At 42.0% G+C, this 24,460-nt stretch carries 18 protein-coding genes; 17 read left to right on the top strand and 1 reads right to left on the bottom strand.

Features of this window, described 5'->3' with window-relative positions; all coding sequences use genetic code 11:
• Positions 1-9 precede the first annotated feature (9 nt).
• Together I6E24_RS01890 and dnaK are read left to right on the top strand one after the other, a co-directional pair.
• Entirely contained in the window at positions 10-1,662 is a 1,653-nt protein-coding gene (locus tag I6E24_RS01890) for an AMP-binding protein (RefSeq protein WP_235325805.1), read from the top strand.
• A 481-nt stretch (positions 1,663-2,143) separates the two neighbouring features.
• Positions 2,144-4,051, top strand: coding sequence for a molecular chaperone DnaK (gene dnaK, locus I6E24_RS01885; RefSeq protein ID WP_235325803.1), 1,908 nt, complete (start codon positions 2,144-2,146; stop codon positions 4,049-4,051).
• A gap of 193 nt (positions 4,052-4,244) precedes the next feature.
• Here the strand turns inward: dnaK and yaaA are convergent, their stop codons facing one another.
• The gene (gene yaaA, locus I6E24_RS01880) at positions 4,245-5,009 is read right to left on the bottom strand and encodes a peroxide stress protein YaaA (RefSeq protein ID WP_235325801.1); all 765 of its coding nucleotides are present in this window, start codon (positions 5,007-5,009) and stop codon (positions 4,245-4,247) included.
• 293 nt (positions 5,010-5,302) lie between these two features.
• Here yaaA and I6E24_RS01875 point away from each other — a divergent pair, with 293 nt between their 5' ends.
• The 15 genes from I6E24_RS01875 to I6E24_RS01805 all read left to right on the top strand — a co-directional run bounded on the left by I6E24_RS01875 (position 5,303) and on the right by I6E24_RS01805 (position 24,352).
• Positions 5,303-6,448: an aldose epimerase family protein gene (locus I6E24_RS01875; RefSeq protein WP_394800347.1), complete on the top strand. Its 1,146-nt coding sequence runs from the start codon at positions 5,303-5,305 to the stop codon at positions 6,446-6,448.
• Positions 6,449-6,481: 33 nt separating this feature from the next.
• Positions 6,482-8,227: a sodium:solute symporter gene (locus I6E24_RS01870; RefSeq protein WP_235325797.1), complete on the top strand. Its 1,746-nt coding sequence runs from the start codon at positions 6,482-6,484 to the stop codon at positions 8,225-8,227.
• 66 nt (positions 8,228-8,293) lie between these two features.
• Positions 8,294-8,971 (top strand): NUDIX hydrolase, encoded by a 678-nt coding sequence (locus I6E24_RS01865; RefSeq protein ID WP_235325795.1) that lies wholly within the window; start codon positions 8,294-8,296, stop codon positions 8,969-8,971.
• A 20-nt stretch (positions 8,972-8,991) separates the two neighbouring features.
• On the top strand, positions 8,992-9,681 hold the full coding sequence (locus tag I6E24_RS01860) for an L-ribulose-5-phosphate 4-epimerase (protein WP_235325793.1): 690 nt from the start codon (positions 8,992-8,994) through the stop codon (positions 9,679-9,681).
• 64 nt (positions 9,682-9,745) lie between these two features.
• Complete coding sequence (araA, locus tag I6E24_RS01855; RefSeq protein ID WP_235325791.1) at positions 9,746-11,272, top strand: L-arabinose isomerase; 1,527 nt, start codon at positions 9,746-9,748, stop codon at positions 11,270-11,272.
• A 120-nt stretch (positions 11,273-11,392) separates the two neighbouring features.
• Positions 11,393-12,991 (top strand): xylulokinase, encoded by a 1,599-nt coding sequence (locus I6E24_RS01850; RefSeq protein ID WP_235325789.1) that lies wholly within the window; start codon positions 11,393-11,395, stop codon positions 12,989-12,991.
• Between the two features lie 181 nt (positions 12,992-13,172).
• Positions 13,173-15,188, top strand: a complete 2,016-nt coding sequence (locus I6E24_RS01845; RefSeq protein WP_235325787.1) for a transketolase family protein — start codon at positions 13,173-13,175, stop codon at positions 15,186-15,188.
• The gene (rpiB, locus tag I6E24_RS01840; protein ID WP_235325785.1) at positions 15,188-15,622 is read left to right on the top strand and encodes a ribose 5-phosphate isomerase B; all 435 of its coding nucleotides are present in this window, start codon (positions 15,188-15,190) and stop codon (positions 15,620-15,622) included. The genes I6E24_RS01845 and rpiB overlap by 1 nt, the downstream gene beginning before the upstream one ends.
• Before the next feature lie 137 nt (positions 15,623-15,759).
• The gene (dnaB, locus tag I6E24_RS01835; protein ID WP_235325783.1) at positions 15,760-17,322 is read left to right on the top strand and encodes a replicative DNA helicase; all 1,563 of its coding nucleotides are present in this window, start codon (positions 15,760-15,762) and stop codon (positions 17,320-17,322) included.
• 91 nt (positions 17,323-17,413) lie between these two features.
• Positions 17,414-19,876, top strand: coding sequence for a phenylalanine--tRNA ligase subunit beta (gene pheT, locus I6E24_RS01830; RefSeq protein WP_235325781.1), 2,463 nt, complete (start codon positions 17,414-17,416; stop codon positions 19,874-19,876).
• Positions 19,877-19,916: 40 nt separating this feature from the next.
• Positions 19,917-20,648: a YebC/PmpR family DNA-binding transcriptional regulator gene (locus I6E24_RS01825; RefSeq protein ID WP_154044077.1), complete on the top strand. Its 732-nt coding sequence runs from the start codon at positions 19,917-19,919 to the stop codon at positions 20,646-20,648.
• 92 nt (positions 20,649-20,740) lie between these two features.
• A complete protein-coding gene (locus I6E24_RS01820) occupies positions 20,741-20,980 on the top strand; it encodes a TIGR03905 family TSCPD domain-containing protein (RefSeq protein ID WP_204404744.1) in 240 nt (79 codons plus the stop codon).
• Between the two features lie 232 nt (positions 20,981-21,212).
• The gene (locus I6E24_RS01815; RefSeq protein ID WP_235325779.1) at positions 21,213-22,118 is read left to right on the top strand and encodes a cytochrome c biogenesis protein ResB; all 906 of its coding nucleotides are present in this window, start codon (positions 21,213-21,215) and stop codon (positions 22,116-22,118) included.
• A 25-nt stretch (positions 22,119-22,143) separates the two neighbouring features.
• Positions 22,144-22,932 (top strand): cytochrome c biogenesis protein CcsA, encoded by a 789-nt coding sequence (gene ccsA / locus I6E24_RS01810; protein WP_235325777.1) that lies wholly within the window; start codon positions 22,144-22,146, stop codon positions 22,930-22,932.
• Between the two features lie 46 nt (positions 22,933-22,978).
• A complete protein-coding gene (locus I6E24_RS01805; RefSeq protein WP_235325775.1) occupies positions 22,979-24,352 on the top strand; it encodes a cytochrome c peroxidase in 1,374 nt (457 codons plus the stop codon).
• Positions 24,353-24,460 lie beyond the last annotated feature (108 nt).

Genomic DNA, 24,460 nt, shown 5'->3' with positions numbered 1-24,460 from the left:
CCGGAAACCATGTTACAGTTATCAGAAAGAACACTTGGCGACTGGCTCGAACATTGGGCCGAAGTCACCCCCGACAAAGAATATATAGTCTATTCCGACCGCAACCTGCGCTTCACATGGAGCCAGTTCAACAAGCGCGTGGACAATATGGCTAAAGGTCTGCTCGCCATCGGAGTGAAAAAAGGAACTCACGTAGGTATATGGGCAGGAAATGTACCGGACTGGCTGACATTCCTGTATGCATGTGCCAAGATTGGTGCTGTGGCAGTCACAGTAAACACCAACTACAAACAGGCAGAGCTTGAATATCTGTGCCAGAACTCTGACATGCACACACTATGTATCGTAAACGGAGAGAAAGACAGCGATTTCGTCCAGATGACATACAATATGCTCCCTGAACTGAAAACATTCAGCCGCGGACATATGAAGAGCAAACGTTTCCCATGCATGCGTAATGTAGTTTACATCGGTCAGGAGAAATTCAGAGGAATGTATAACACTCCGGAAATTCTTCTTCTGGGAAACAACATAGATGATGAGGTTCTTGAAAACGCGAAAAAGCAGGTAAACTGTCACGACACCGTGAATATGCAATACACCTCTGGAACAACAGGTTTCCCGAAAGGAGTTATGTTGAGCCATTATAACATCACAAACAACGGCTTCCTGACAGGCGAACACATGAAGTTTACATCAGACGACAAACTGTGTGTGTGCGTACCGCTGTTTCACTGTTTTGGTGTAGTGCTTGCCACAATGAACTGCCTCACCCACGGATGTACACAAGTAATGCTGGAACGCTTCGACCCGCTGCTCGTCCTTGCATCAGTGCATAAAGAACGCTGTACGGCACTATACGGTGTACCGACAATGTTCATCGCCGAACTCCACCACCCTATGTTCGATATGTTCGACCTCAGCAGTCTGCGTACCGGTATCATGGCAGGCTCTCTATGTCCTGTGGAACTGATGCGTCAGGTTGAGGAAAAGATGTTCATGCGCGTCACCAGCGTTTACGGTCTGACAGAAGCATCGCCGGGTATGACACACACTCGCATAGACGACCCGTTTGAAGTGCGCTGTACAACAGTAGGACGTGATTTCGAATTCACCGAAGTGAAAGTTCTTGACCCGGAAACAGGCGAAGAATGTCCTGTAGGTGTTCAGGGAGAAATGTGTAACCGCGGATATAATACCATGCAGGGTTACTACAAGAACCCTGAAGCTACAGCTGAAGTCATCGACAAGAATGGTTTCCTTCATTCTGGCGACCTTGGTGTGAAAGACGAAAACGGCAACTACCGCATAACAGGGCGTATCAAAGATATGATTATCCGTGGAGGTGAGAATATCTATCCGCGCGAAATCGAAGAATTCCTCTATCAGATGCCCGGCATAAAGGACGTGCAGGTAGCTGGAATACCGTCGAAGAAGTATGGCGAGGCAGTAGGCGCATTCATCATCCTGCACGAAGGATGCGAAATGAACGAATTCGACGTTCGCGAATTCTGTCAGGGCAAGATTGCAAGATACAAAATACCGAAATATATCTTCTTCGTAGATGGTTTCCCTCTGACAGGAAGCGGAAAGATTCAGAAATTCAAGCTGAAAGATATAGGTTTGGAACTCTGCAAACAGAAAGGTATAGAAATAATCTGACATTATACATTATTATATAGTATATGGAGCCACGGTGGCATAGTTACCACAGTGGCTCCATTTTTTGTTTCTACCGAAACAATAGCTCGTTCTTCCCCATAAAAAGATGTTTTCGTGCTGATTTTTTCTATAAACACAGATTATATATATATAAATATAGATTGAGTATTTATAAATATAACTTGTATTTATAAAAACACAGATTACATTTATAGATAATATGGCGAAAAAAAACAATTAATATCAGTACAAGACAATCTTTCCCTTATATAAAAATGATGTACAGATTAACTTACCTGAAAAGAATCGTGACAAAAATAAAGATTTGTCAGTATGGTGAACAGCTCTTTCAGCCAAAATGTCAGTTTTTGTCCGCGCCAAAACATTTTTATGCCGTGGCACACGATTTGTTTATAGTACAGCGTAACGCAAAAGTTACAGAAATAACTTAATTAGATAATAATAAAAAACAGATAAAATTATGGGAAAGATTATTGGTATTGACTTAGGTACAACAAACTCATGTGTAGCAGTGTTCGAAGGTAACGAACCAGTTGTAATCGCTAACAGCGAAGGTAAACGTACTACTCCATCAGTAGTAGGTTTCGTTGACGGCGGCGAACGTAAGATCGGTGACCCTGCAAAACGTCAGGCTATCACAAACCCAACTCGTACAGTTTACTCAATCAAACGTTTCATGGGTGAAACTTACGATCAGGTATCAAAAGAAGTTGAACGTGTTCCATATAAAGTAGTTCGTGGCGAAAACAACACTCCACGTGTTGACATCGACGGACGTCTTTACACTCCACAGGAAATCTCAGCTATGATTCTTCAGAAAATGAAGAAGACTGCAGAAGACTACCTTGGACAGGAAGTTACAGAAGCTGTCATCACAGTTCCGGCATACTTCTCAGACTCACAGCGTCAGGCTACAAAAGAAGCCGGCCAGATTGCAGGTCTTGATGTAAAACGTATCGTAAACGAACCGACAGCAGCAGCACTTGCATACGGTGTTGACAAATCAAACAAGGACATGAAGGTTGCAGTGTTCGACCTTGGTGGTGGTACATTCGATATCTCAATCCTTGAATTCGGTGGCGGTGTGTTCGAAGTACTTTCTACAAACGGTGATACTCACCTTGGTGGTGATGACTTCGACCAGGTAATCATCGATTGGTTGGTTCAGGAATTCAAGAACGACGAAGGTGCTGACTTGACTCAGGACCCAATGGCAATGCAGCGTCTGAAAGAAGCGGCAGAAAAGGCAAAAATCGAATTGTCATCTTCTACTTCTACAGAAATCAACTTGCCTTACATCATGCCAGTAGCAGGTGTTCCAAAGCACTTGGTTAAGACTTTGACTCGTTCTAAGTTCGAACAGTTGGCACACAACTTGATTCAGGCTTGTCTTGAACCATGTAAGAAAGCTATGAGCGATGCAGGTTTGAGCAACTCAGATATCGACGAGGTTATCCTTGTAGGTGGTTCTTCACGTATCCCAGCAGTTCAGAAACTTGTAGAAGACTTCTTCGGTAAAGTTCCTTCTAAGGGTGTTAATCCAGACGAAGTAGTTGCAGTAGGTGCAGCAGTTCAGGGTGCCGTATTGACAGACGAAATCAAGGGTGTTGTTCTTCTTGACGTAACTCCATTGTCAATGGGTATCGAAACAATGGGTGGAGTGATGACAAAACTTATCGACGCCAACACTACTATCCCTTGCAAGAAGAGCGAAGTGTTCTCCACAGCAGCCGACAACCAGACAGAAGTTACAATCCACGTACTTCAGGGTGAACGTCCTATGGCAGCACAGAACAAATCAATCGGTCAGTTCAACTTGACAGGTATCGCTCCTGCTCGTCGTGGTGTTCCTCAGATTGAAGTAACATTCGATATCGACGCTAACGGTATATTGAAAGTATCTGCTAAGGATAAGGCTACAGGTAAGGAACAGGCTATCCGTATCGAAGCTTCATCTGGTTTGAGCAAGGAAGAAATCGACCGCATGAAGGCTGAAGCTGAAGCAAATGCAGAAGCAGACAAGAAAGAAAAAGAACGTATCGACAAATTGAACCAGGCTGACAGCTTGATCTTCTCTACAGAAAATCAGTTGAAAGATCTTGGCGACAAGCTTCCGGCAGACAAGAAAGCTCCTATCGAAGCTGCTCTTCAGAAACTGAAAGACGCTCACAAGGCACAGGATTTGGCTGGTATTGACGCTGCAAGCGCAGAACTCCAGTCAGCTTTCCAGGCAGCAAGCGCTGAAATGTATGCTCAGTCAGGCGCACAGGGCGGTGCTCAGGCAGGTCCTAACGCAGGTCAGACAAACAATGGTGGCGCTAATGACAAGAGCGACGTCCAGGACGCTGATTTCGAGGAAGTTAAGTAAACTATAGACAGATTAATATTAATTATCATAAATAAAGGTGTGAAACTCAAGCGGTTTCACACCTTTTTTATTTTTCTTTACTTTTTGTTTGTTTGTTTATTGGCTTTTTAATGGAATAATTGTACCATATTTGTATCGCAACAAATTAGTAGATAATGTAAAATAAATAATTAAATACCATTTAAAGAAACAATCACCCCATTGTAAACACCAAATGGTCATCAGTACTCTCCTGCTCATTATAACAGAATCCTTCCCATTCAAACGATTTAATCTGTTCAGGATCCTCTATTCGTTTTTTCAGAAGAAAGCGGGTCATCTCACCACGACACATTTTGGCATATATTACAACTGTCGATAACTTGCCGTTTTTATATACTTGAAAATCCGGAGTTACAACCTTAACTTCGCTGCATACTCGCTTCCAATCAAAAAGATCTTTCATCTCATTGCTGGCAAGATTTACTAGAATACCACCTTGATTCTTTATTTCATCGATAAAAAAATCTGTCAATATCGGTTTCCAAAAATCAAACATATTAACACCACTCCTTTCCGGCAATTTTACATCTCCCTCAAGACGATAATTCTTTATAATATCTAACGGACGTAATAAACCATAAAGAAATGAAGTAATCAACAAATGATCCTGGGCATACTTAAAATCATCTTCAGAAAAATCATTTACGGAAAGATGTTTGAAGACCATACCGGTATAAGACAAAATGGCAGGCAATCCTATATTGTCTTCAGAAAAAAAATTCTGAAATCTGAAATAGTTCTCTGCTGCCAGTTTTGAATTTACCCTCAACATTTTGGCTATCTCGCTGCTATTGAATTGTGATAAACATCTTATATTACATGCAGCTTCATTATAAAATCTAGGAATAGTAGTAAAAGGTATCTGCTTTTTACTGCGTGCTGTCATTGTTTTTGCACAGGATATATAAATCATCATAGGATAAAAATGTTTTTTGTTTTCTCTAGTTGCAAAAATACATTTAAGTTCAGTCTTTTATTAAAAGATAGTATTTTTTTATTCTTAAAATTCAAAATATTATTTCATTATAAGAACTTATTTATTACTATTACACAATATTTTAAATACCACATACTATATTTACTGTCCAAAAGTGTAAAAACAACACTTTAATGTTGTCAAACATATTCAAACAGGAACAACTTAAGAAAATAAGTGTTACTTTTACACCGTAAAAAGAAAACACCATAAAAATATATATAATGAGAAACATGAAGAAATCATTTTTAAGCGTTGGTGCTGCTGTAGTTTTATTAAGCGGATGCGCATCACAAGAGAAAAAGGTTGAACTTACATTGTCAGGACTTAATCCTGCTAATTTTGAGACAACGATTGACGGCAGTAAGAAAACAGGTCTTTACAAACTTACCAACAAAAATGGAATGGAGGTTTGTGTTACAAACTTCGGAGGTAGAATAGTTTCCGTTATGGTACCGGACAAAAACGGTAATATGACAGATGTAGTTCTCGGATTCGACAATATTAATGACTATCAGAACATACCAAGCGATTTCGGAGCAAGCATAGGAAGATATGCAAACCGTATCAACAAAGGTAAAATCAATATCGACGGACAGGAGATACAGTTGCCGACAAACAATTTCGGACACTGTCTGCACGGCGGACCTACAGGATGGCAGTATCAGGTATATGAAGCCAACCAGACTAACGACAGCACTATCGTTCTTACTATGAAGTCAGCCGACGGCGACAACAATTTCCCTGGAAATGTCACTGCAAACGTTACTTATACATTGACTCCAGACAATGCAATTGACATAAAATATGATGCCACTACTGATAAGACTACAATTATTAATATGACAAACCATTCATATTTCAATCTTAGCGGTGACATGTCTAAACCGGCTACAGACCATATCCTATATGTAGCTTCGGATAGCATAACTCCAGTAGATAGCACTTATATGACTACAGGAGAAATTATGGCCGTTAAAGACACTCCTTTCGACTTCAACACGCCTAAAACAATTGCTCCGGACGTAACAGCTTTTGACAATGAGCAAGTTAAGTTCGGAAATGGTTTCGACCACAACTGGGTCTTGTCTACCAAAGGTGACGATACAAAGGTTGCAGCCAAACTTACAAGCCCAACAAGCGGCATAACACTTGAAGTTTATACCAACGAACCGGGAATACAGGTATATACAGGAAACTTCCTGACTGGAGAAGTAAAAGGAAAACACGGTGTAGCATATCCACAGCGTGCTTCTGTATGTCTTGAATCACAACATTATCCTGACAGTCCTAACAAGACTCAATGGCCTTCAGTAATCCTCAAACCAGGAGAAAAATACTACAGCCACTGCATTTTCAAATTCGGAGTTGAAAAATAACATATAGTATAATATCATAAAAACACTTTTATCATGAATTGGAGTTCAAAAGAATTTATTTGGTTGGACTGGGCTGTTCTGGTCATAGGTATTTTAGGAGTAGCATGGGCTGTTTGGCGTGCAGTACGTAAGGACAAGCTTGCAATGCAGGGAGCCGACAGTCAGGATTATTTGTTTGGAAAAGGTGAACCATGGTACGTTATCGGTGCTGCAATCTTTGCAGCCAACATCGGTTCAGAACACTTAGTAGGACTTGCAGGTACAGGAGCAAAAGACGGTGTAGGTATGGCACACTGGGAAATGCAGGGTTGGATGATTCTTATTTTGGGATGGTTGTTTGTTCCATTCTATCAGTTATTGAACAACAAAATGGGCAAGATTATCACTATGCCTGACTTCCTGAAATACCGTTATACTCAGAGAACAGGTTCATGGTTGAGTATCATCACATTGATTGCATATATTCTTACAAAAGTCAGCGTTACAGCTTTCACAGGCGGTATCTTCTTCGAATATCTGCTCGGCCTTCCTTTCTGGTGGGGAGCTTTGGGACTGATTGCCATTACTGCCGTATTTACAGTATTGGGAGGCATGAAAGGAGTTATGACAATGTCTGCTATTCAGACACCTATCCTTATCATAGGCTCGTTCCTTGTACTATTCTTAGGATTATCTGCACTTGGACATGGAAGCATTGTAGATGGATGGAGCAACATGATGGACTATGCACGTTCTGCTCACGACGGTTACGGAATCAACCACATGTTCCACTGGGACGAAGGCGATCCTATGTATCCTAAATTCCCCGGATTTGCAGTATTCATCGGAGCATCTATCATCGGTTTCTGGTACTGGTGTACAGACCAACATATCGTTCAGCGTGTTCTTGGACAGCAGAAAGGTGAATCGGACGATGTAGTTATGAAACGTGCACGCCGCGGTACAATCGCTGCAGGTTACTTCAAACTGCTTCCTGTATTCATGTTCCTTATCCCTGGTATGGTAGCTGTGGCATTGGCACAGGACCCTAATAGCGGTATCGTAATGGACCTTAACAACCAGCACGACACAGACGGTGCATTTGCCATGATGGTGAAGAACATCCTTCCTGCAGGTGTGAAAGGTCTGGTAACAATCGGTTTCATCTGTGCATTGGTTACTTCACTTGCAGCATTCTTCAACAGCTGTGCGACACTGTTTACAGAAGACTTCTACAAACCTATGCGTCAGGGTAAGAGCGAAGCACACTATGTATTCGTTGGTCGTGTAGCTACAGTGGTAGTAGTTATCCTCGGTTTGCTCTGGCTGCCTATCATGATGAACATGGACAACCTATACAGCTATCTGCAGGACATCCAGTCTCTGTTGGCTCCAGCCATGGTAGCAGTGTTCACATTGGGTATCTTTTCTAAGAGAATCACTCCAAAGGCTGGTGAATGGGGTCTTATCGGCGGTTTCATTATTGGTATGGTAAGACTAGTTACAAACGTAATAACAAAGAGTGGTACAGCAACTATGGAAGGAGCATTTTGGGATGCAACAGCATGGTTCTGGCAGACTAACTGGTTGATTTTCGAAATATGGTTGCTTGTTTTCCTTATGATAATGATGGCCGTAGTGTCTTGCTTCACTCCTAAACCAACTGCACAACAGATTGAAGCAATCACATTCACCGGCAGCTATAAGGAACTTATCAGAAAGAGCTGGAACAAGTGGGACGTAATAGCTACACTTGGTGTTGTGGTTCTCTGCGGATTATTCTACGCATATTTCTGGTAAAAACTATAAATATTGTTCTACATTTGCAACCGAATAAATGTAGAACAATATAAAATCTGTATTTACATGACAGCTTATTACAAACATAATCCAAAATTCTATGTCGGCATTGACTGTATCATATTCGGTTTCGACAAAGGCGAACTGAATCTCCTCCTTCTAAAGAGAAATTTTGAGCCGGCTAAAGGGAAATGGTCTCTTATGGGAGGATTTATACAGGAAAACGAAAGTGCAGATGATGCAGCTAAACGAGTATTGAGCGAACTGACAGGACTGGAAGATGTCTATATGGAACAGATTGGCGCATTTGGTGCCGTAGAAAGAGATCCGGGAGAACGTGTTATATCATTAGCATACTATGCATTGATAAATATAAATGAATATGACCGTGAGCTGGTTCAACAGCATAATGCACACTGGATAAATATAAACGAAGTACCTGAACTGATTTTCGACCATTCTGAGATGGTGAAAAAAGCCAGGAAAATGATGAAAGAAAAATCTTCGCACAAGCCTATAGGTTTCAATCTTCTTCCGGAACTATTCACACTGACACAACTGCAAAACCTGTACGAAGCTATCTACGGAGAAACAATGGACAAAAGAAATTTCCGTAAGCGTATAGCAGAAATGGATTTTATAGAACAAACAGACAAAATAGACAAGACTGGATCAAAAAGAGGTGCACGTCTTTACAAATTCAACGACAAGGCATACGAAAAAGATCCTAAATTCAAGATTTAAACAATAAAAGACTCAGATATATGTTAGAAGCATTAAAAGAAAAAGTATTCCATGCTAACCTGGATTTGGTGAAACATGGACTTGTAATTTTCACTTGGGGTAACGTTTCGGCAATAGACCGCGAAACCGGACTTGTAGTGATAAAGCCAAGCGGAGTATCATATGATGAGATGAAAGTAGACGATATGGTGGTAGTAGACCTTGAAGGCAATGTAGTGGAAGGTTCACTTCGTCCATCAAGCGACACTCCTACCCATCTGGTACTTTACAAGGCATTCCCTGAAATCGGCGGTGTGGTTCACACTCACTCAACTTATGCCACTGCATGGGCCCAGGCAGGACTTGATATTCCAAATATAGGAACAACTCATGCCGACTATTTCCACGAAGCTATTCCTTGTACAGCCGATATGACTGAGGCTGAAGTAAAAGGAGAATACGAAAAGGAAACAGGAAACGTAATAGTTAAGCGTTTCGAAGGTATGAACCCGGTACACACTCCGGGAGTATTAGTGAAAAATCATGGTCCTTTCTCATGGGGTAAGGATGCCAATGATGCGGTACACAATGCTGTTGTTATGGAACAAGTTGCAAAGATGGCAAGCATTGCTTACGCTGCAAATCCTAATCTTACAATGAATCCTCTGCTGGTAGAAAAACATTTCAACCGCAAGCACGGTCCTAACGCTTATTACGGACAGAAAAAGTAAAAACAACAGAAATTAATAAATACTGAAATAAACAAATTATTACCTTTTAATAAAATCAAAAATTATGAACGCATTCAATCAGTATGAAGTATGGTTCGTAACCGGAGCTCAGCTCCTTTACGGAGGCGACGCAGTAATAGCAGTCGACGCACACAGTAACGAAATGGTAGCAGGTCTTAACGAAAGTGGAAAACTTCCTGTTAAGGTTGTATATAAAGGCACTGCAAACTCTTCTAAAGAAGTGGAAGCAGTATTCAAGGCAGCAAACAATGATGAAAAATGTGTAGGTGTAATCACATGGATGCACACATTCTCTCCTGCTAAAATGTGGATTCACGGTTTGCAGCAGTTGAAGAAACCTTTGCTGCACCTTCACACTCAGTTCAACAAGGAAATTCCTTGGGATACTATGGATATGGATTTCATGAACTTGAATCAGAGTGCACACGGCGACCGCGAATTCGGTCATATCTGCACTCGTATGCGTGTACGCCGCAAAGTGGTTGTAGGTTACTGGAAAGACGAAGAAACTCTCAGCAAGATTGCTGTATGGATGAGAGTATGTGCTGCATGGGCTGACTCACAGGATATGCTTATCTTGCGTTTCGGCGACCAAATGAACAATGTAGCCGTAACAGACGGTGACAAAGTAGAAGCTGAACAGCGCATGGGTTACCACGTAGATTACTGCCCGGTAAGCGAACTGATGGAATACCACAAGAATATCAAGGACGAAGAAGTTGAAGCTTTGGTTAAAACTTACTTCAGCGAATACGACCACGATGCTGAACTTGAAGACAAATCTACAGAAGCATATCAGAAAGTATGGAACGCAGCTAAGGCTGAACTTGCTCTTCGCGCTATCTTGAAAGCTAAAGGTGCAAAAGGTTTCACTACAAACTTCGATGACCTCGGACAGACAGACGGCAGCTACTTCGACCAGATTCCTGGACTTGCATCACAGCGTCTGATGGCAGAAGGTTATGGATTTGGTGCTGAAGGTGACTGGAAATCTGCAGCTCTCTACCGTACAGTATGGGTAATGAACCAGGGACTCGCAAACGGTTGCTCATTCCTTGAAGACTATACATTGAACTTCGACGGAAAGAACAGTTCAATTCTTCAGGCACACATGTTGGAAGTTTGTCCACTGATCGCTGCCAAGAAACCTCGTCTGGAAGTTCACTTCCTCGGTATCGGTGTACGCAAGAGCCAGACTGCACGCCTTGTATTTACTTCTAAAGTTGGTACTGGATGTACAGCTACAGTTGTTGACCTCGGAAACCGTTTCCGCCTCATTGTAAACGATGTAGAATGTATCGAACCAAAACCATTGCCAAAACTTCCTGTAGCTTCTGCTTTGTGGAAACCTATGCCTAACTTCGAAGTAGGTGCAGGCGCATGGATTCTTGCAGGTGGTACTCACCACTCTTGCTTCTCATACGATCTGACAGCTGAATACTGGGAAGACTATGCAGAAATCGCTGGCATCGAAATGGTTCATATCAACAAAGACACTACAATCAGCGAATTCAAGAAAGAACTCCGTATGAACGAAGTTTACTACATGCTGAACAAAGCTCTTTGCTAATAAACAAGTCATAATATAAATTAAAAGTGCTCGGCGAGCAATCGTTCGCAGCACTTTTAATTTTTTAAAACTTAAGAGTTCAAAAACTTAGAAACTCGTAAACTTAAAAACTTAAAATCTATGAGTCTTAATGCTAAATCTACAATAGAAAACGGTAAAGCCATATTGGGTATCGAATTTGGTTCAACAAGAATCAAGGCCGTTCTGATTGACGAAGAAAACAAACCTATTGCACAAGGTAGCCACACATGGGAAAACCAGCTGGAAAACGGCTTGTGGACATATAGTATCGATGCTATCTGGAACGGAGTACAGGATTGCTACTCTGACCTTAGAGCCAATGTAAAAAAAGAATACGGAATTGAAATCGAAAACCTGGCTGCAATTGGTGTCAGCGCCATGATGCACGGATATATGGCTTTCAACGACAAAGAAGAAATCCTCGTTCCGTTCCGTACCTGGAGAAATACAAATACTGGCAAAGCTGCCGCTGAATTGTCCGAACTTTTTGTATATAACATCCCTCTGAGATGGAGTATCTCACATCTGTACCAGGCTATCCTGAACAAGGAAGAACACGTAAAAGACATCACATTCCTTACAACACTGGCAGGATACGTTCACTGGCAAATCACTGGAGAAAAGGTTTTGGGTATAGGTGATGCTTCAGGTATGCTGCCTATCGACCCTGAGACTAAGAACTATTCAGCCGAAATGGTTAAGAAATTCAATAACCTTATCAAGCCATACGGATTTAGCTGGACACTCGAGGATATCCTTCCAAAAGTTCTGCTTGCTGGCGAAAACGCAGGTTGCCTGACAGAAAAGGGAGCCAAGAAACTTGACGTTTCCGGACATCTGAAAGCAGGGGTTCCTGTATGTCCTCCTGAAGGTGATGCCGGAACAGGTATGGTGGCAACAAATGCTGTAAAACAGCGTACAGGTAATGTATCTGCAGGTACCTCTTCATTCTCAATGATTGTACTGGAAAAAGATTTGTCTAAGCCATACGAAATGATTGATATGGTTACTACCCCTGACGGTAGCCTTGTGGCTATGGTACACTGCAACAACTGTACTTCCGACCTTAACGCATGGGTAAACATATTCAAGGAATATCAGGAACTGATGGGTATGCCTGTAGATATGGATGAAATATTCGGAAAACTTTACAATAATGCACTTACCGGTGATGCCGACTGCGGCGGACTTATCTCATACAACTACTTTTCTGGCGAACCTGTAACAGGTCTTGAAGAAGGACGCCCACTGTTCGTTCGTAATGCAAGCGATAAATTCAATCTTGCAAACTTTATGCGTGCACATTTGTATGCCTCAGTTGGAGTTTTGAAAATAGGTAACGACATCCTATTCAACGAAGAGAAAATCAAGGTAGACAGAATTACAGGACACGGAGGTTTGTTCAGAACTAAAGGTGTAGGACAGAGAGTTCTGGCTGCTGCCATCAACTCACCTATATCAGTAATGGAAACTGCAGGTGAAGGCGGTGCATGGGGAATTGCACTACTCGGCTCATATTTGGTAAACAATGACAAGAATCTGTCGCTTGCCGACTTCCTGGATGAAAAGGTATTTGCCGGAAATACAGGTACAGAAGTATCTCCTACGGCAGAAGATGTAGCCGGATTCAACAAATACATAGAAAACTACAAGGCTTGTATCCCTGTGGAAGAGGCTGCTGTAAAATACAAAAAGTAAAGAGTATTTTTGACAATAAGTATACATGAAACAGCCTGAATATCTGATAATTCTATCAAATTAATGATAAAAAAAACCTTTTATTCAGGTTGTGATTTACATATAAATGTTATATTTTTGCTCAAAAATTCAGAAAACGTAAGAAAACGAATAGAAACATTCAACAAAATAATCAATTAATATGAACAGCAAACAAGTAATGAACCATGCTGCCGACAACATCCGTATTCTGGCAGCTTCAATGGTAGAAAAAGCTAAGTCAGGACACCCAGGTGGTGCTATGGGTGGTGCAGACTTTATCAATGTTCTGTATTCAGAATATCTGCAGTATGACCCTAAAAATCCTAAATGGGAAGGAAGAGACCGTTTCTTCCTCGATCCGGGACACATGTCTCCTATGTTGTATTCTCAATTAGCTTTAGCCGGAAAATTCACTATCGACGAATTGAAACAGCTTCGTCAGTGGGGCTCTCCTACTCCAGGACACCCTGAAGTGGACGTAGAACGTGGTATTGAAAACACATCCGGACCACTTGGACAAGGACATACTTTTGCTGTGGGTGCTGCTATTGCTGCAAAATTCCTTGCTGCACGTACAGGTAACCCTACTTTCGCTAAAGAAACTATCTACGCATACATCTCTGACGGTGGTATCCAGGAAGAAATCTCTCAGGGTAGCGGACGTATAGCAGGTCATCTGGGACTTGATAACCTTATCATGTTCTACGACTCAAACGACATCCAGCTTTCTACTGAAACTAAAGATGTAATGACTGAAGACACTGCCATGAAATACCGTGCATGGGGATGGAATGTTTTGGAAATCAACGGTAATGACTGCGACGAAATCCGCAAGGCTCTTGACGCTGCTAAAGCTGAGACAAAACGCCCAACTCTTATCATCGGTAAATGTATCATGGGTAAGGGTGCACGTAAAGACGACAACTCTTCTTACGAACGCAACTGCAAGACTCACGGTGCTCCTCTTGGTGGTGATGCTTACAAGAATACAATGATCAACTTGGGTGCTGATCCTGAAAACCCATTCGTAATCTTCGACGATGTGAAAGAACTTTACGCAAAACGCGCACAGGAACTTGAAACTATCGTTGCTGCAAGATACGAAGAAGAAAAAGCATGGGCTGCTGCAAATCCTGAAAAAGCCGCTCAGTTGAAAGACTGGTTCAGCGGTGTTGCTCCTAAAGTTGATTGGGCAGGAATCCAGCAGAAAGCTAACGATGCTACTCGTAACGCATCTGCAACTGTTCTTGGTGCTCTTGCTGAACAGGTTCCTAATATGATCTGTTCTTCTGCCGACCTTTCTAACTCAGACAAGACTGACGGTTTCTTGAAGAAAACTCACTCGTTCCAGCCAGGCGACTTCACTGGAGCATTCTTCCAGGCAGGTGTTGCCGAGCTTACTATGGCTTGCTGCTGTATTGGTATGGCTCTTCACGGTGGTGTAATCGCTGCTTGCGGTACATTCTTCGTATTCTCAGACTATATGAAACCAGCTGTACGTATGGCCGCTTTGATGCAGTTGCCTGTTAAGTTCATCTGGACTCACGACGCATTCCGCGTAGGTGAAGACGGTCCTACTCACGAACCGGTAGAACAGGAAGCACAGATCCGCTTGATGGAAAAACTGAAAAATCACCACGGAAAGAACTCTATGCTTGTTCTTCGTCCTGCTGACGCTAAAGAAACTACTGAAGCATGGAAGCTTGCAATGGAAAACATCGACACTCCATCTGCATTGATTCTTTCTCGTCAGAACATCACAGACCTTCCAGAAGGTACTAAATATGCTGAAGCTGCAAAGGGTGGTTACATCGTAACTGACTCAGAAGGTACTCCAGACGTTATCATGGTTGCTTCAGGTTCTGAAGTTTCTACATTGGTTGCAGGTGCTGAACTTTTGCACAAAGATGGTATCAAGACTCGTATCGTTTCTGTTCCATCTGAAGGTTTGTTCCGTAGCCAGAGTAAGGAATATCAGGAAAGTGTAATCCCAACAGGTGCTAAAGTGTTCGGACTTACAGCAGGTCTTCCTGTAAACCTCGAAGGACTTGTAGGTCCTAACGGAAAGGTTTGGGGTCTTGAATCATTCGGTTTCTCTGCACCATACAAAGTATTGGACGAAAAACTGGGATTCACAGCAGAAAATGTATATAACCAAGTAAAAGCAATGTTATAATGAAAATAGTAGGACTCGCATCCGATCATGCAGGATTTGAACTGAAACAGTATGTTAAGCAGTGGTTGGAAGCAAAAGGATTAGAATACAAAGATTTTGGAACTTACTCTACTGAAAGTTGCGATTATCCTGACTTCGCACACCCATTGGCAGAAGCTGTAGAAGCCGGCGAATGTTACCCAGGTATTGCCATCTGTGGTAGTGGTCAAGGTATCGGTATAACTCTTAACAAGCATCAGGGAATACGCGCAGCACTTTGCTGGATTCCTGAAATAGCCAAACTGTCACGCCAGCATAATAATGCAAACGTACTTGTTATGCCAGGCAGATTTATCGATACTGATATGGCAGACAAGATAATGACCGAATTCTTCAATACTGAATTTGAAGGCGGACGTCATCAGAACAGAATAGATAAGATTCCAGTAAAATAATCCTTGTCTTATGACATATTTAAAGTAGGAAGGAAGCTCGTACGAAGCTTTCTTCCTACTTTTTTTATTTCTGCATATCATCTTCCTGCATTATAAATAGGAAAATCTTATCTTTGCAAAAAATTATACCATAGATAATGGCTACTACACAGAAAAGACCCGCACGAACAACAAAGGTAAGCAAAGAAAAGCTTACGGATGAATACGGACACCTTCAGCCTCAAGCTCCGGAACTGGAGAAGGCTGTGCTTGGTGCACTGATGATTGAAAAGGATGCATATTCGCTTGTTAGTGAAATTCTTAAACCGGAATCTTTCTACGAGCACAGACATCAGCTGATATATGCCGCCATAACAGACCTGGCTATACAGCAGAAACCTATCGACTTGCTTACAGTGACAGAACACCTGCGCTTCAGGGGACACCTTGATGAAGTGGGAGGTCCGTTCTATATCACCCAGTTGAGCGGTATGATGGCATCGTCGGCACATATCGAATACCACGCACGCATCATCGCACAGAAATTCCTGGCCAGAGAGCTTATCACTTTCACCAGCAACATCCAGAAAAAGGCTTTCGACGAGACTGAAGACGTGGATGACATAATGCAGGAAGCCGAAGGACGTCTGTTCGAAATCTCGCAGCAGAACATGAAGAAAGACTATACGCAGATCAATCCTGTGATACAGGAAGCGTATGAGATGCTTCGAACTGCTGCCGCCCGTACCGACGGTTTGAGTGGTCTTGCAAGCGGTTTCCATAAACTTGACAAGATGACTTCCGGATGGCAGAACTCCGACCTTATAATCATTGCCGCACGTCCTGCGATGGGTAAGACCGCGTTTGTGCTTTCTATGGCCAAGAACATAGCCGTAAATAATAAGGTGCCGGTAGCATTATTCTCGCTTGAAATGAGCAACGTCCAGTTGGTCAACCGTTTGATTGTAAACGTGTGTGAGATACCGGGCGAGAAGATCAAGAGCGGACAGCTTGCCCCATACGAATGGGGGCAGTTGGACTATAAGATTAAGGAACTGTATGATGCTCCTCTCTATGTGGACGATACCCCTTCGTTGTCAGTATTCGAACTAAGAACAAAAGCGCGTCGTCTGGTAAGAGAGCATGATGTGAAAATAATCATCATCGACTACTTGCAGCTGATGAATGCCAGCGGTATGTCGTTCGGTAGCCGTCAGGAAGAAGTCAGCACCATATCACGTTCGCTCAAAGGTCTTGCCAAGGAATTAAATATTCCTATCATAGCGTTGAGTCAGTTGAACCGTGGTGTGGAAAACCGTGAGGGTGTAGATGGCAAGCGTCCGCAGTTAAGCGACCTCCGTGAATCCGGAGCCATCGAGCAGGATGCCGATATGGTTTGCTTCATCCACCGTCCTGAATACTACAAGATATATACCGACGAAAAGGGTAATGACCTACACGGTATGGCCGAAATCATTATTGCAAAGCATCGTAACGGTGCCGTGGGCGACGTGCTTCTGCGATTCCGCGGCGAATTTGCACGATTCCAAAATCCGGAAGACGAAATGATTGTACCATTGCCTACCGAAGAGAATGCGACACCGGTCATACGTTCGAAGATGAACAAAGGAAATGGCTCCATACCTCCCCCACCGGCAGATATGGCTCCAGTGCAGGATGGAAATCCGTTTGGCGGACCATTGCCTGACGTACCGTTCTGATTTCGCAAAAAAACTTTTACGCAGTCTTGTAAACCAAATATTTATATTAACTTTGCGCATCATTCATAAAAATACATAAAACTATCTATATATGAATATTTCTTATAACTGGCTGAAAGAATATGTCAATTTCGATTTGACTCCAGATGAAGTAGCAGCCGCACTTACCTCAATCGGTCTCGAAACCGGAGGCGTAGAGGAAGTTCAGACTATAAAAGGAGGTCTCGAAGGACTTGTAGTAGGTGAAGTCCTGACTTGCGAACCTCATCCAAACTCAGACCACATGCACGTCACTACCGTAAACTTGGGACAGGGAGAGCCTGTACAGATAGTTTGTGGTGCAGCTAACGTAGCAGCAGTTCAGAAAGTAATCGTAGCAACTCTTGGAACAAAGCTTTATGATGGCGACGAATGTTTCACTATCAAGAAATCAAAACTCCGTGGTGTAGAATCAAACGGTATGATTTGTGCGGAAGATGAAATCGGTGTGGGAACAAGCCACGACGGTATCATCGTTCTTCCTGCAGACACTGTTCCGGGAACTCCTGCAAAAGAATACTACAATATAAAGAGCGAATACGTACTTGAAGTCGATATCACTCCAAACCGTTCGGATGCATGCTCACACTATGGTGTGGCTCGCGACCTTTATGCATGGTTAATCCAGAATGGCTACAAAGCTGAGTTGAAACGTCCTTCAGTAGATGCTTTCAAAGTAGATAGCAACAATCTGAATATCGACATCGAAGTGGAAAACACTGAAGCATGTCCAAGATACGCTGGTATCGCCATCAAGAACGTAACCGTAAAGGAAAGTCCTGAATGGCTTCAAAACAAGCTTCGCCTTATCGGTGTTCGCCCTATCAACAATATCGTAGATATTACAAACTATATACTTCATGCATACGGACAGCCAATGCACTGTTTCGATGCAAACAAGATTAAAGGTGGCAAAATAGTAGTAAGAACATGTGCTGAAGGTACTAAGTTCGTTACACTTGATGAAGTGGAACGTACACTTTCTGAACGCGACCTTATGATTTGCAACGAAGAAGAACCAATGTGTATTGCCGGAGTATTCGGTGGTCTTGATTCAGGTACTACTGAATCTACAACAGACGTATTCCTTGAAAGTGCATACTTTAACCCTACTTGGGTTCGTAAAACTGCACGCCGTCACGGACTGAGCACAGACTCTTCATTCCGTTTCGAACGCGGTATCGACCCTAACATCACTATCTATGCACTGAAAGAAGCTGCTATGCTGGTGAAAGAACTTGCCGGCGGTGAAATAGCTTCTGAAATCAAGGACAACTACCCTGCTCCTATCGCTGATTTCGCTATCGAACTTTCATACGATTATGTAAATACACTTATCGGAAAGGTTATACCAACCGAAACAATCAAGAGCATAGTAAGCAGTCTTGAAATGAAGATTGTAAACGAAACAGCTGAAGGTCTTTCTCTTCTTGTTCCTCCTTATCGTGTTGACGTACAGCGTCCATGCGACGTAGTGGAAGATATCCTCCGTATATATGGATACAACAATGTAGAGATCCCTACCAGCCTGAAATCAAGCATCAATGTTAAAGGTGCAGAAGACAAGTCTGTAAAACTTCAGAACATCGTTTCAGAACAGCTTGTAGGATGCGGATTCAATGAAATAATGAACAACTCGCTTACTGCAGCTGCCTATTACGAAGGACTTGAAACTTACAAGCCTGAAAACCTGGTTCGCCTGATGAACCCATTGAGCAACGACTTGAACGTAATGCGTGCAACTCTGCTGTTCGGTGGTCTTGAAAGCATCCAGCACAATGCAAACCGTAAGAATGCTGACTTGAAATTCTTCGAATTCGGTAAGTGCTACCACTTCAACGAAGAAAAGAAGAACCCTGAAAAAATTCTTGCTGCATATTCTGAAGAACTTCACCTCGGTATGTGGGTTACAGGTAAGCGCGTAAGCAACTCATGGGCACACGCAGACGAAAATTCTTCTGTTTATGAACTTAAAGCATACGTTTTCAATATCTTCCGTCGTCTTGGTGTAAACTTCGGTGGTCTTGTATTCGGAAATCTTACAGACGATATCTACTCTGTAGCGATATCTGTACATACTCGTGGAGGAAAACTGTTGGCTACATTTGGAGTAGTAAGCAAGAAGATTCAGAAAGCATTCGATATCGACAATGAAGTTTATTTTGCCGACATCTGCTGGAATGAACTTATGAAATCAATTAAGGGCAACAGAGTAACTTACAAGGAAATATCTAAATTCCCTGCTGTTAAACGTGACCTTGCATTGCTTATCGACAAGAAAGTACAGTTCGCTGAAATCGAAAAGATAGCTTACGAAACAGACAAGAAACTCCTGAAATCTGTTGAACTGTTCGACGTTTACGAAGGCAAGAACCTCGAAGCAGGCAAGAAGAGCTACGCAGTAAGCTTCATGCTTCAGGATGAGAATGCAACATTGAACGACAAGCAGATTGACAAGTTCATGCAGAAACTTATCACTAACCTGCAGAACAAGCTTGATGCTAAATTGAGATAATAATACAACAATAAAAATAACAATATAAAATTATAAACCAATGGGAAGAGCGTTTGAATATAGAAAAGCTGCCAAATTGAAAAGATGGGGTCACATGGCTAAGACCTTTACACGTCTGGGTAAACAAATCGCAATTGCTGTAAAAGCAGGTGGTCCTGAACCTGAAAACAACCCTACACTACGTTCTATCATCGCTGTCTGCAAGCGTGAAAACATGCCGAAGGACAACATCGAACGTGCTATCAAAAACGCACAGGGTAAAGACCAGAGCGACTACAAGAGCATGACTTACGAAGGATATGGTCCTCACGGAGTTGCTGTATTTGTTGATACTCTTACTGACAACACTACTCGTACAGTAGCAGACGTTCGTTCAGTATTCAACAAATTTGCCGGTAACCTTGGAACTACAGGTTCACTTGCTTTCTTGTTCGATCACAAGTGTGTATTCACTTTCAAGAAGAAAGATGGTCTTGACATGGAAGAACTAATCCTTGATCTTATCGACTACAACGTAGAAGATGAATACGACGAAGATCCGGAAGAAGGAACAATCACTATCTACGGTGATCCTAAGAGCTACTCTCTTATCCAGAAACACCTTGAAGAATGTGGTTTCGAGGATGTCGGTGGTGAGTTCACATACGTACCAAACGATTTGAAAGAAGTTACTCCTGAACAGCGCGAAACTATAGACAAGATGGTAGAACGTCTTGAAGAATTCGACGATGTGCAGAATGTTTACACTAACATGAAGCCGGAAGAAGAGTAATCATTCTTAATGATAATTACAAAAACAGATTTCGCATAAAGTTTTCTTCGTGTGAAATCTGTTTTTTTATAATAAGATAAAAAGCAAAAACGATGAAAATAAACTACAGAACACAAGGAACATGCAGTTCATTTATCGAAGTTGAAGTAGAAAACAACAAGATTAAAGAAGTAAGCTTCACTGGCGGATGTAACGGAAATCTTAAAGGCATCTGCTCACTCGTAAAAGGAATGGAAGTAAATGAAGTTATCTCTCGCCTTGAAGGTATCCGTTGCGGAAACAAGAACACTTCATGTCCAGACCAGCTTTGCAAGGCTTTGAAAAACATTTAATACAACTCAAACTATATAAAAAATAAAGCAATGACTCTTATACACAACAATAGGTGTCATTGCTTTTCGTTTTATATATCCATTCTCATTATCTGTTTTCAGCAGTATCACTATTACCTTTTTGTAACAAATACAATTTTCATATAATAATATATTGAAAATAGATTGTTTTTACTATTTTTGCACTCAAATACACAGAAACAACTTTCTTAAGACTTATAACGACACAAAAATGGCGAAAAATATCTACCTGATATTATTATATCCTATAATGGCAGCAGTCATTATACAATATTTTGCAGGAAATTTCCCGTTCCATTTCTTTGAATTCCCACTGAATATTATTCTTGGGGCAATATGGATTTATTCCGTTTATATACTCTTACGCAAAAATAACTGTACCAATAATATAACAAGAGTTCTTGTATCTCCCGAAACTACAGCATTCAGCCTTTTCTTGTTTGTTTGCGGAACACTCGTCATTGGAATGTTTCCACAACTGTCAGCTATAGAAGCAGAACAAAAAGAAGGAATTTTGGGACAACTTGGATTCTACAATTTCATGTCCTCATGGATTTTTGTATCGATACTGTTTATTTTGCTTTCACATCTTGCGGCCATTACCATCAGAGGATTTAAGACCAGAAAAAAGAAAAGATGGAGATTTCTGCTCAATCATGTCGGAGTATGGCTTGCACTGGCCGGTGGCTTCTTAGGAAGTAGCGATGTGGTAACAGCCAGAATACCAGTATTCTTCGATACAGAAAACAATGAAGCTCTTACGATGGAAGGCAAGCGTTTGTTTCTTGACTATAACATGCAATTGATGGATTTCCATGCAGAATACTATCCAAACGGAATGCCCAAAAGCTATGTAGCCAATGTAAATATTTCCGACCGGCAGAACGGAGAGTCATCACATATTAGCCTTGAGGTAAACCATCCCTACGAATATAAAATCGGTGAAGACATATATCTGGTCAGCTACGACACACACGGCGAGAAACCACAATACTGTATCTTGCAAATAGTACATCAGCCATGGAAATATATCCAACTCATAGGTATAATAATGACAATAGCCGGAGCGGCTGGAATGTTTATCGGTGGGCCTCAGAAACATACTTTCAAAAAGTAATAACAAACCTAACAACAATTGAGAAATGACAATTAACTGGGACGTATTCTATATATTCACAATTATATCCGTAATTCTATGGATTATAAGCTCTGTCGCATCGGCTACCAGAAACGGAATATCCAAAACTGCTGTTGCCACAGGCATGGCAGGATGTATAGTCTTTTTAGGATTTATCATAGGCCTGTGGATTTATCTGCAAAGGCCACCGCTCAGAACAATGGGAGAAACCAGATTATGGTATTCACTATTCATGGGAATATCGGGGCTTATCACCTACTGGAGATGGAAATACAGATGGATACTCTCCTTCTCCACTTTGGTATCGACAGTGTTCTGCATCATCAACATACTCAAACCGGAGATACACGACCAGTCGCTGATGCCTGCACTCCAAAGTGTGTGGTTCATTCCTCATGTGACAGTATACATGTTTTCATACTCAGTGCTTGGATGCGCATTCATAATCGGATGTATAGGAATGAAAAAGCATAAAGAGATTTACACCACTACTGCAGACGAACTGGTATATACCGGAACAGCCTTCCTCACCATAGGTATGCTGACTGGAGCAATATGGGCCAAGGATGCATGGGGCAACTACTGGAGCTGGGACCCGAAAGAAACATGGGCAGCCATTACATGGACCATATATCTGATGTATATACACATACGACTGCAAAGAACGTATAAAAGCAAAAGACTTCTGTACGGACTCCTCATTGCAGGATTCCTGTCACTGCAGATGTGCTGGTATGGAGTAAACTATCTTCCGGCAGCACAGAAAAGTGTACATCTGTATAACAGACAATAATCCCAAAAGGAAACTACTAATACTAACATTTTAAAAAAGTGAGATTATGAAGAAGAAGATTATCTTGGCAGCATTACTGATTGCGGCGGGAGCTGTGGCAGTTTACCGCCTTGTGAATCAGGCTCCATCAGAATCGCTTGCGGCAAACGAAAGGATGCTTGCAATACTTACTGACGGAGGATGTATGGAATGCCACTCGGCAGATCCGAAACTTCCTTTCTATGCCAACTTCCCTATAGCAGGAAAACTGGTGAAAGAGGACTTAGAGAAAGGATACAGAGAGTTTGACGTAGAGCCTATGATGACTGCTCTCAAGAATGGAGAAAAAGTGGGCGAAGTCGATTTGGCAAAAGTAGAAAAGGTAATAAAGGACGGTACAATGCCATTGGCAAAATACTATCTCGTACACTGGGGATCGTCTATGACCGGCAAGAAGGCAGAGATTGCTCTGGACTGGGTAAAAAACTACAGAGCTCAGGCATATCCAAATACTCTGGCTGCAGCTGAGTTTGCAAACGAGCCAATACGTCCTATACACGATTCTATTCCTGTAGATATCCGTAAGGTTATCCTTGGAGATATGCTTTTCCACGACACGCGTCTTTCTATAGACAATACTGTATCGTGTGCAACTTGTCATGCTCTGAACACTGCAGGTGTGGACAACAAGCGTTTCTCAGAAGGTGTTGACGGACAGGTTGGAGGTGTAAACGCACCTACTGTGTTCAATGCTCACTACAACTTCGTTCAGTTCTGGGACGGACGTGCCGCTACACTGGCAGCACAGGCAGGTGGTCCTCCACTCAACCCTATAGAAATGGGACACAAATCATTCGATGATATCTGTAAAGTCCTTTCAGAAGACAAAGCCTTTGAAAAAGCATTTATGGAAGTATATCCTGAGGGATTTACTCAGGAAACTATCACTGACGCTATTCAGGAATTCGAACGCACACTGATAACTCCAAACTCTAAGTTCGACAAATATCTGAAGGGAGACAAGAATATCCTTACAGCAGAAGAGATTAACGGCTACGACCTGTTCAAGAAATACAACTGTGCCACATGCCACGTAGGTGAAAACCTTGGAGGACAGTCGTACGAGCTTATGGGTATCAGAGCTGACTACTTCGGAGACAGAGGTACCGAAATCACATTCGAAGACCATGGACGTAACAAGGAAACAAAAACAGAACGCGACATGCACAGATTCAAGGTTCCTGGCCTGAGAAACATCGAGCTGACAGCTCCATATTTCCACGACGGAACAAAGAAGACTCTTGAAGAAGCTGTAATTGACATGGCTAAATACGAAGTTGGTATCACACTTACTGAAACAGAAACTGCCAATATCGTGAAGTTCCTGAAAACTCTTACAGGTGAATACAAGGGTAAGACTCTTACTAATGACAACCTGTAATTGATGACACAATCCCAATTATAAACGACAGAAATCCCGATTCGGAAACTTAAAAACAATTCCGAACCGGGATTCTTCTATATCCGTAGCCGCAGATGTACGGTACTG

The organism is Bacteroides caecigallinarum (assembly GCF_021530995.1).
In the GTDB taxonomy this organism is placed as follows: Bacteria; Bacteroidota; Bacteroidia; order Bacteroidales; family Bacteroidaceae; genus Phocaeicola; species Phocaeicola faecigallinarum.
The sequence above is the reverse complement of the archived record's forward strand: the minus strand, read 5'-3'. Positions and strand labels throughout refer to the sequence as shown.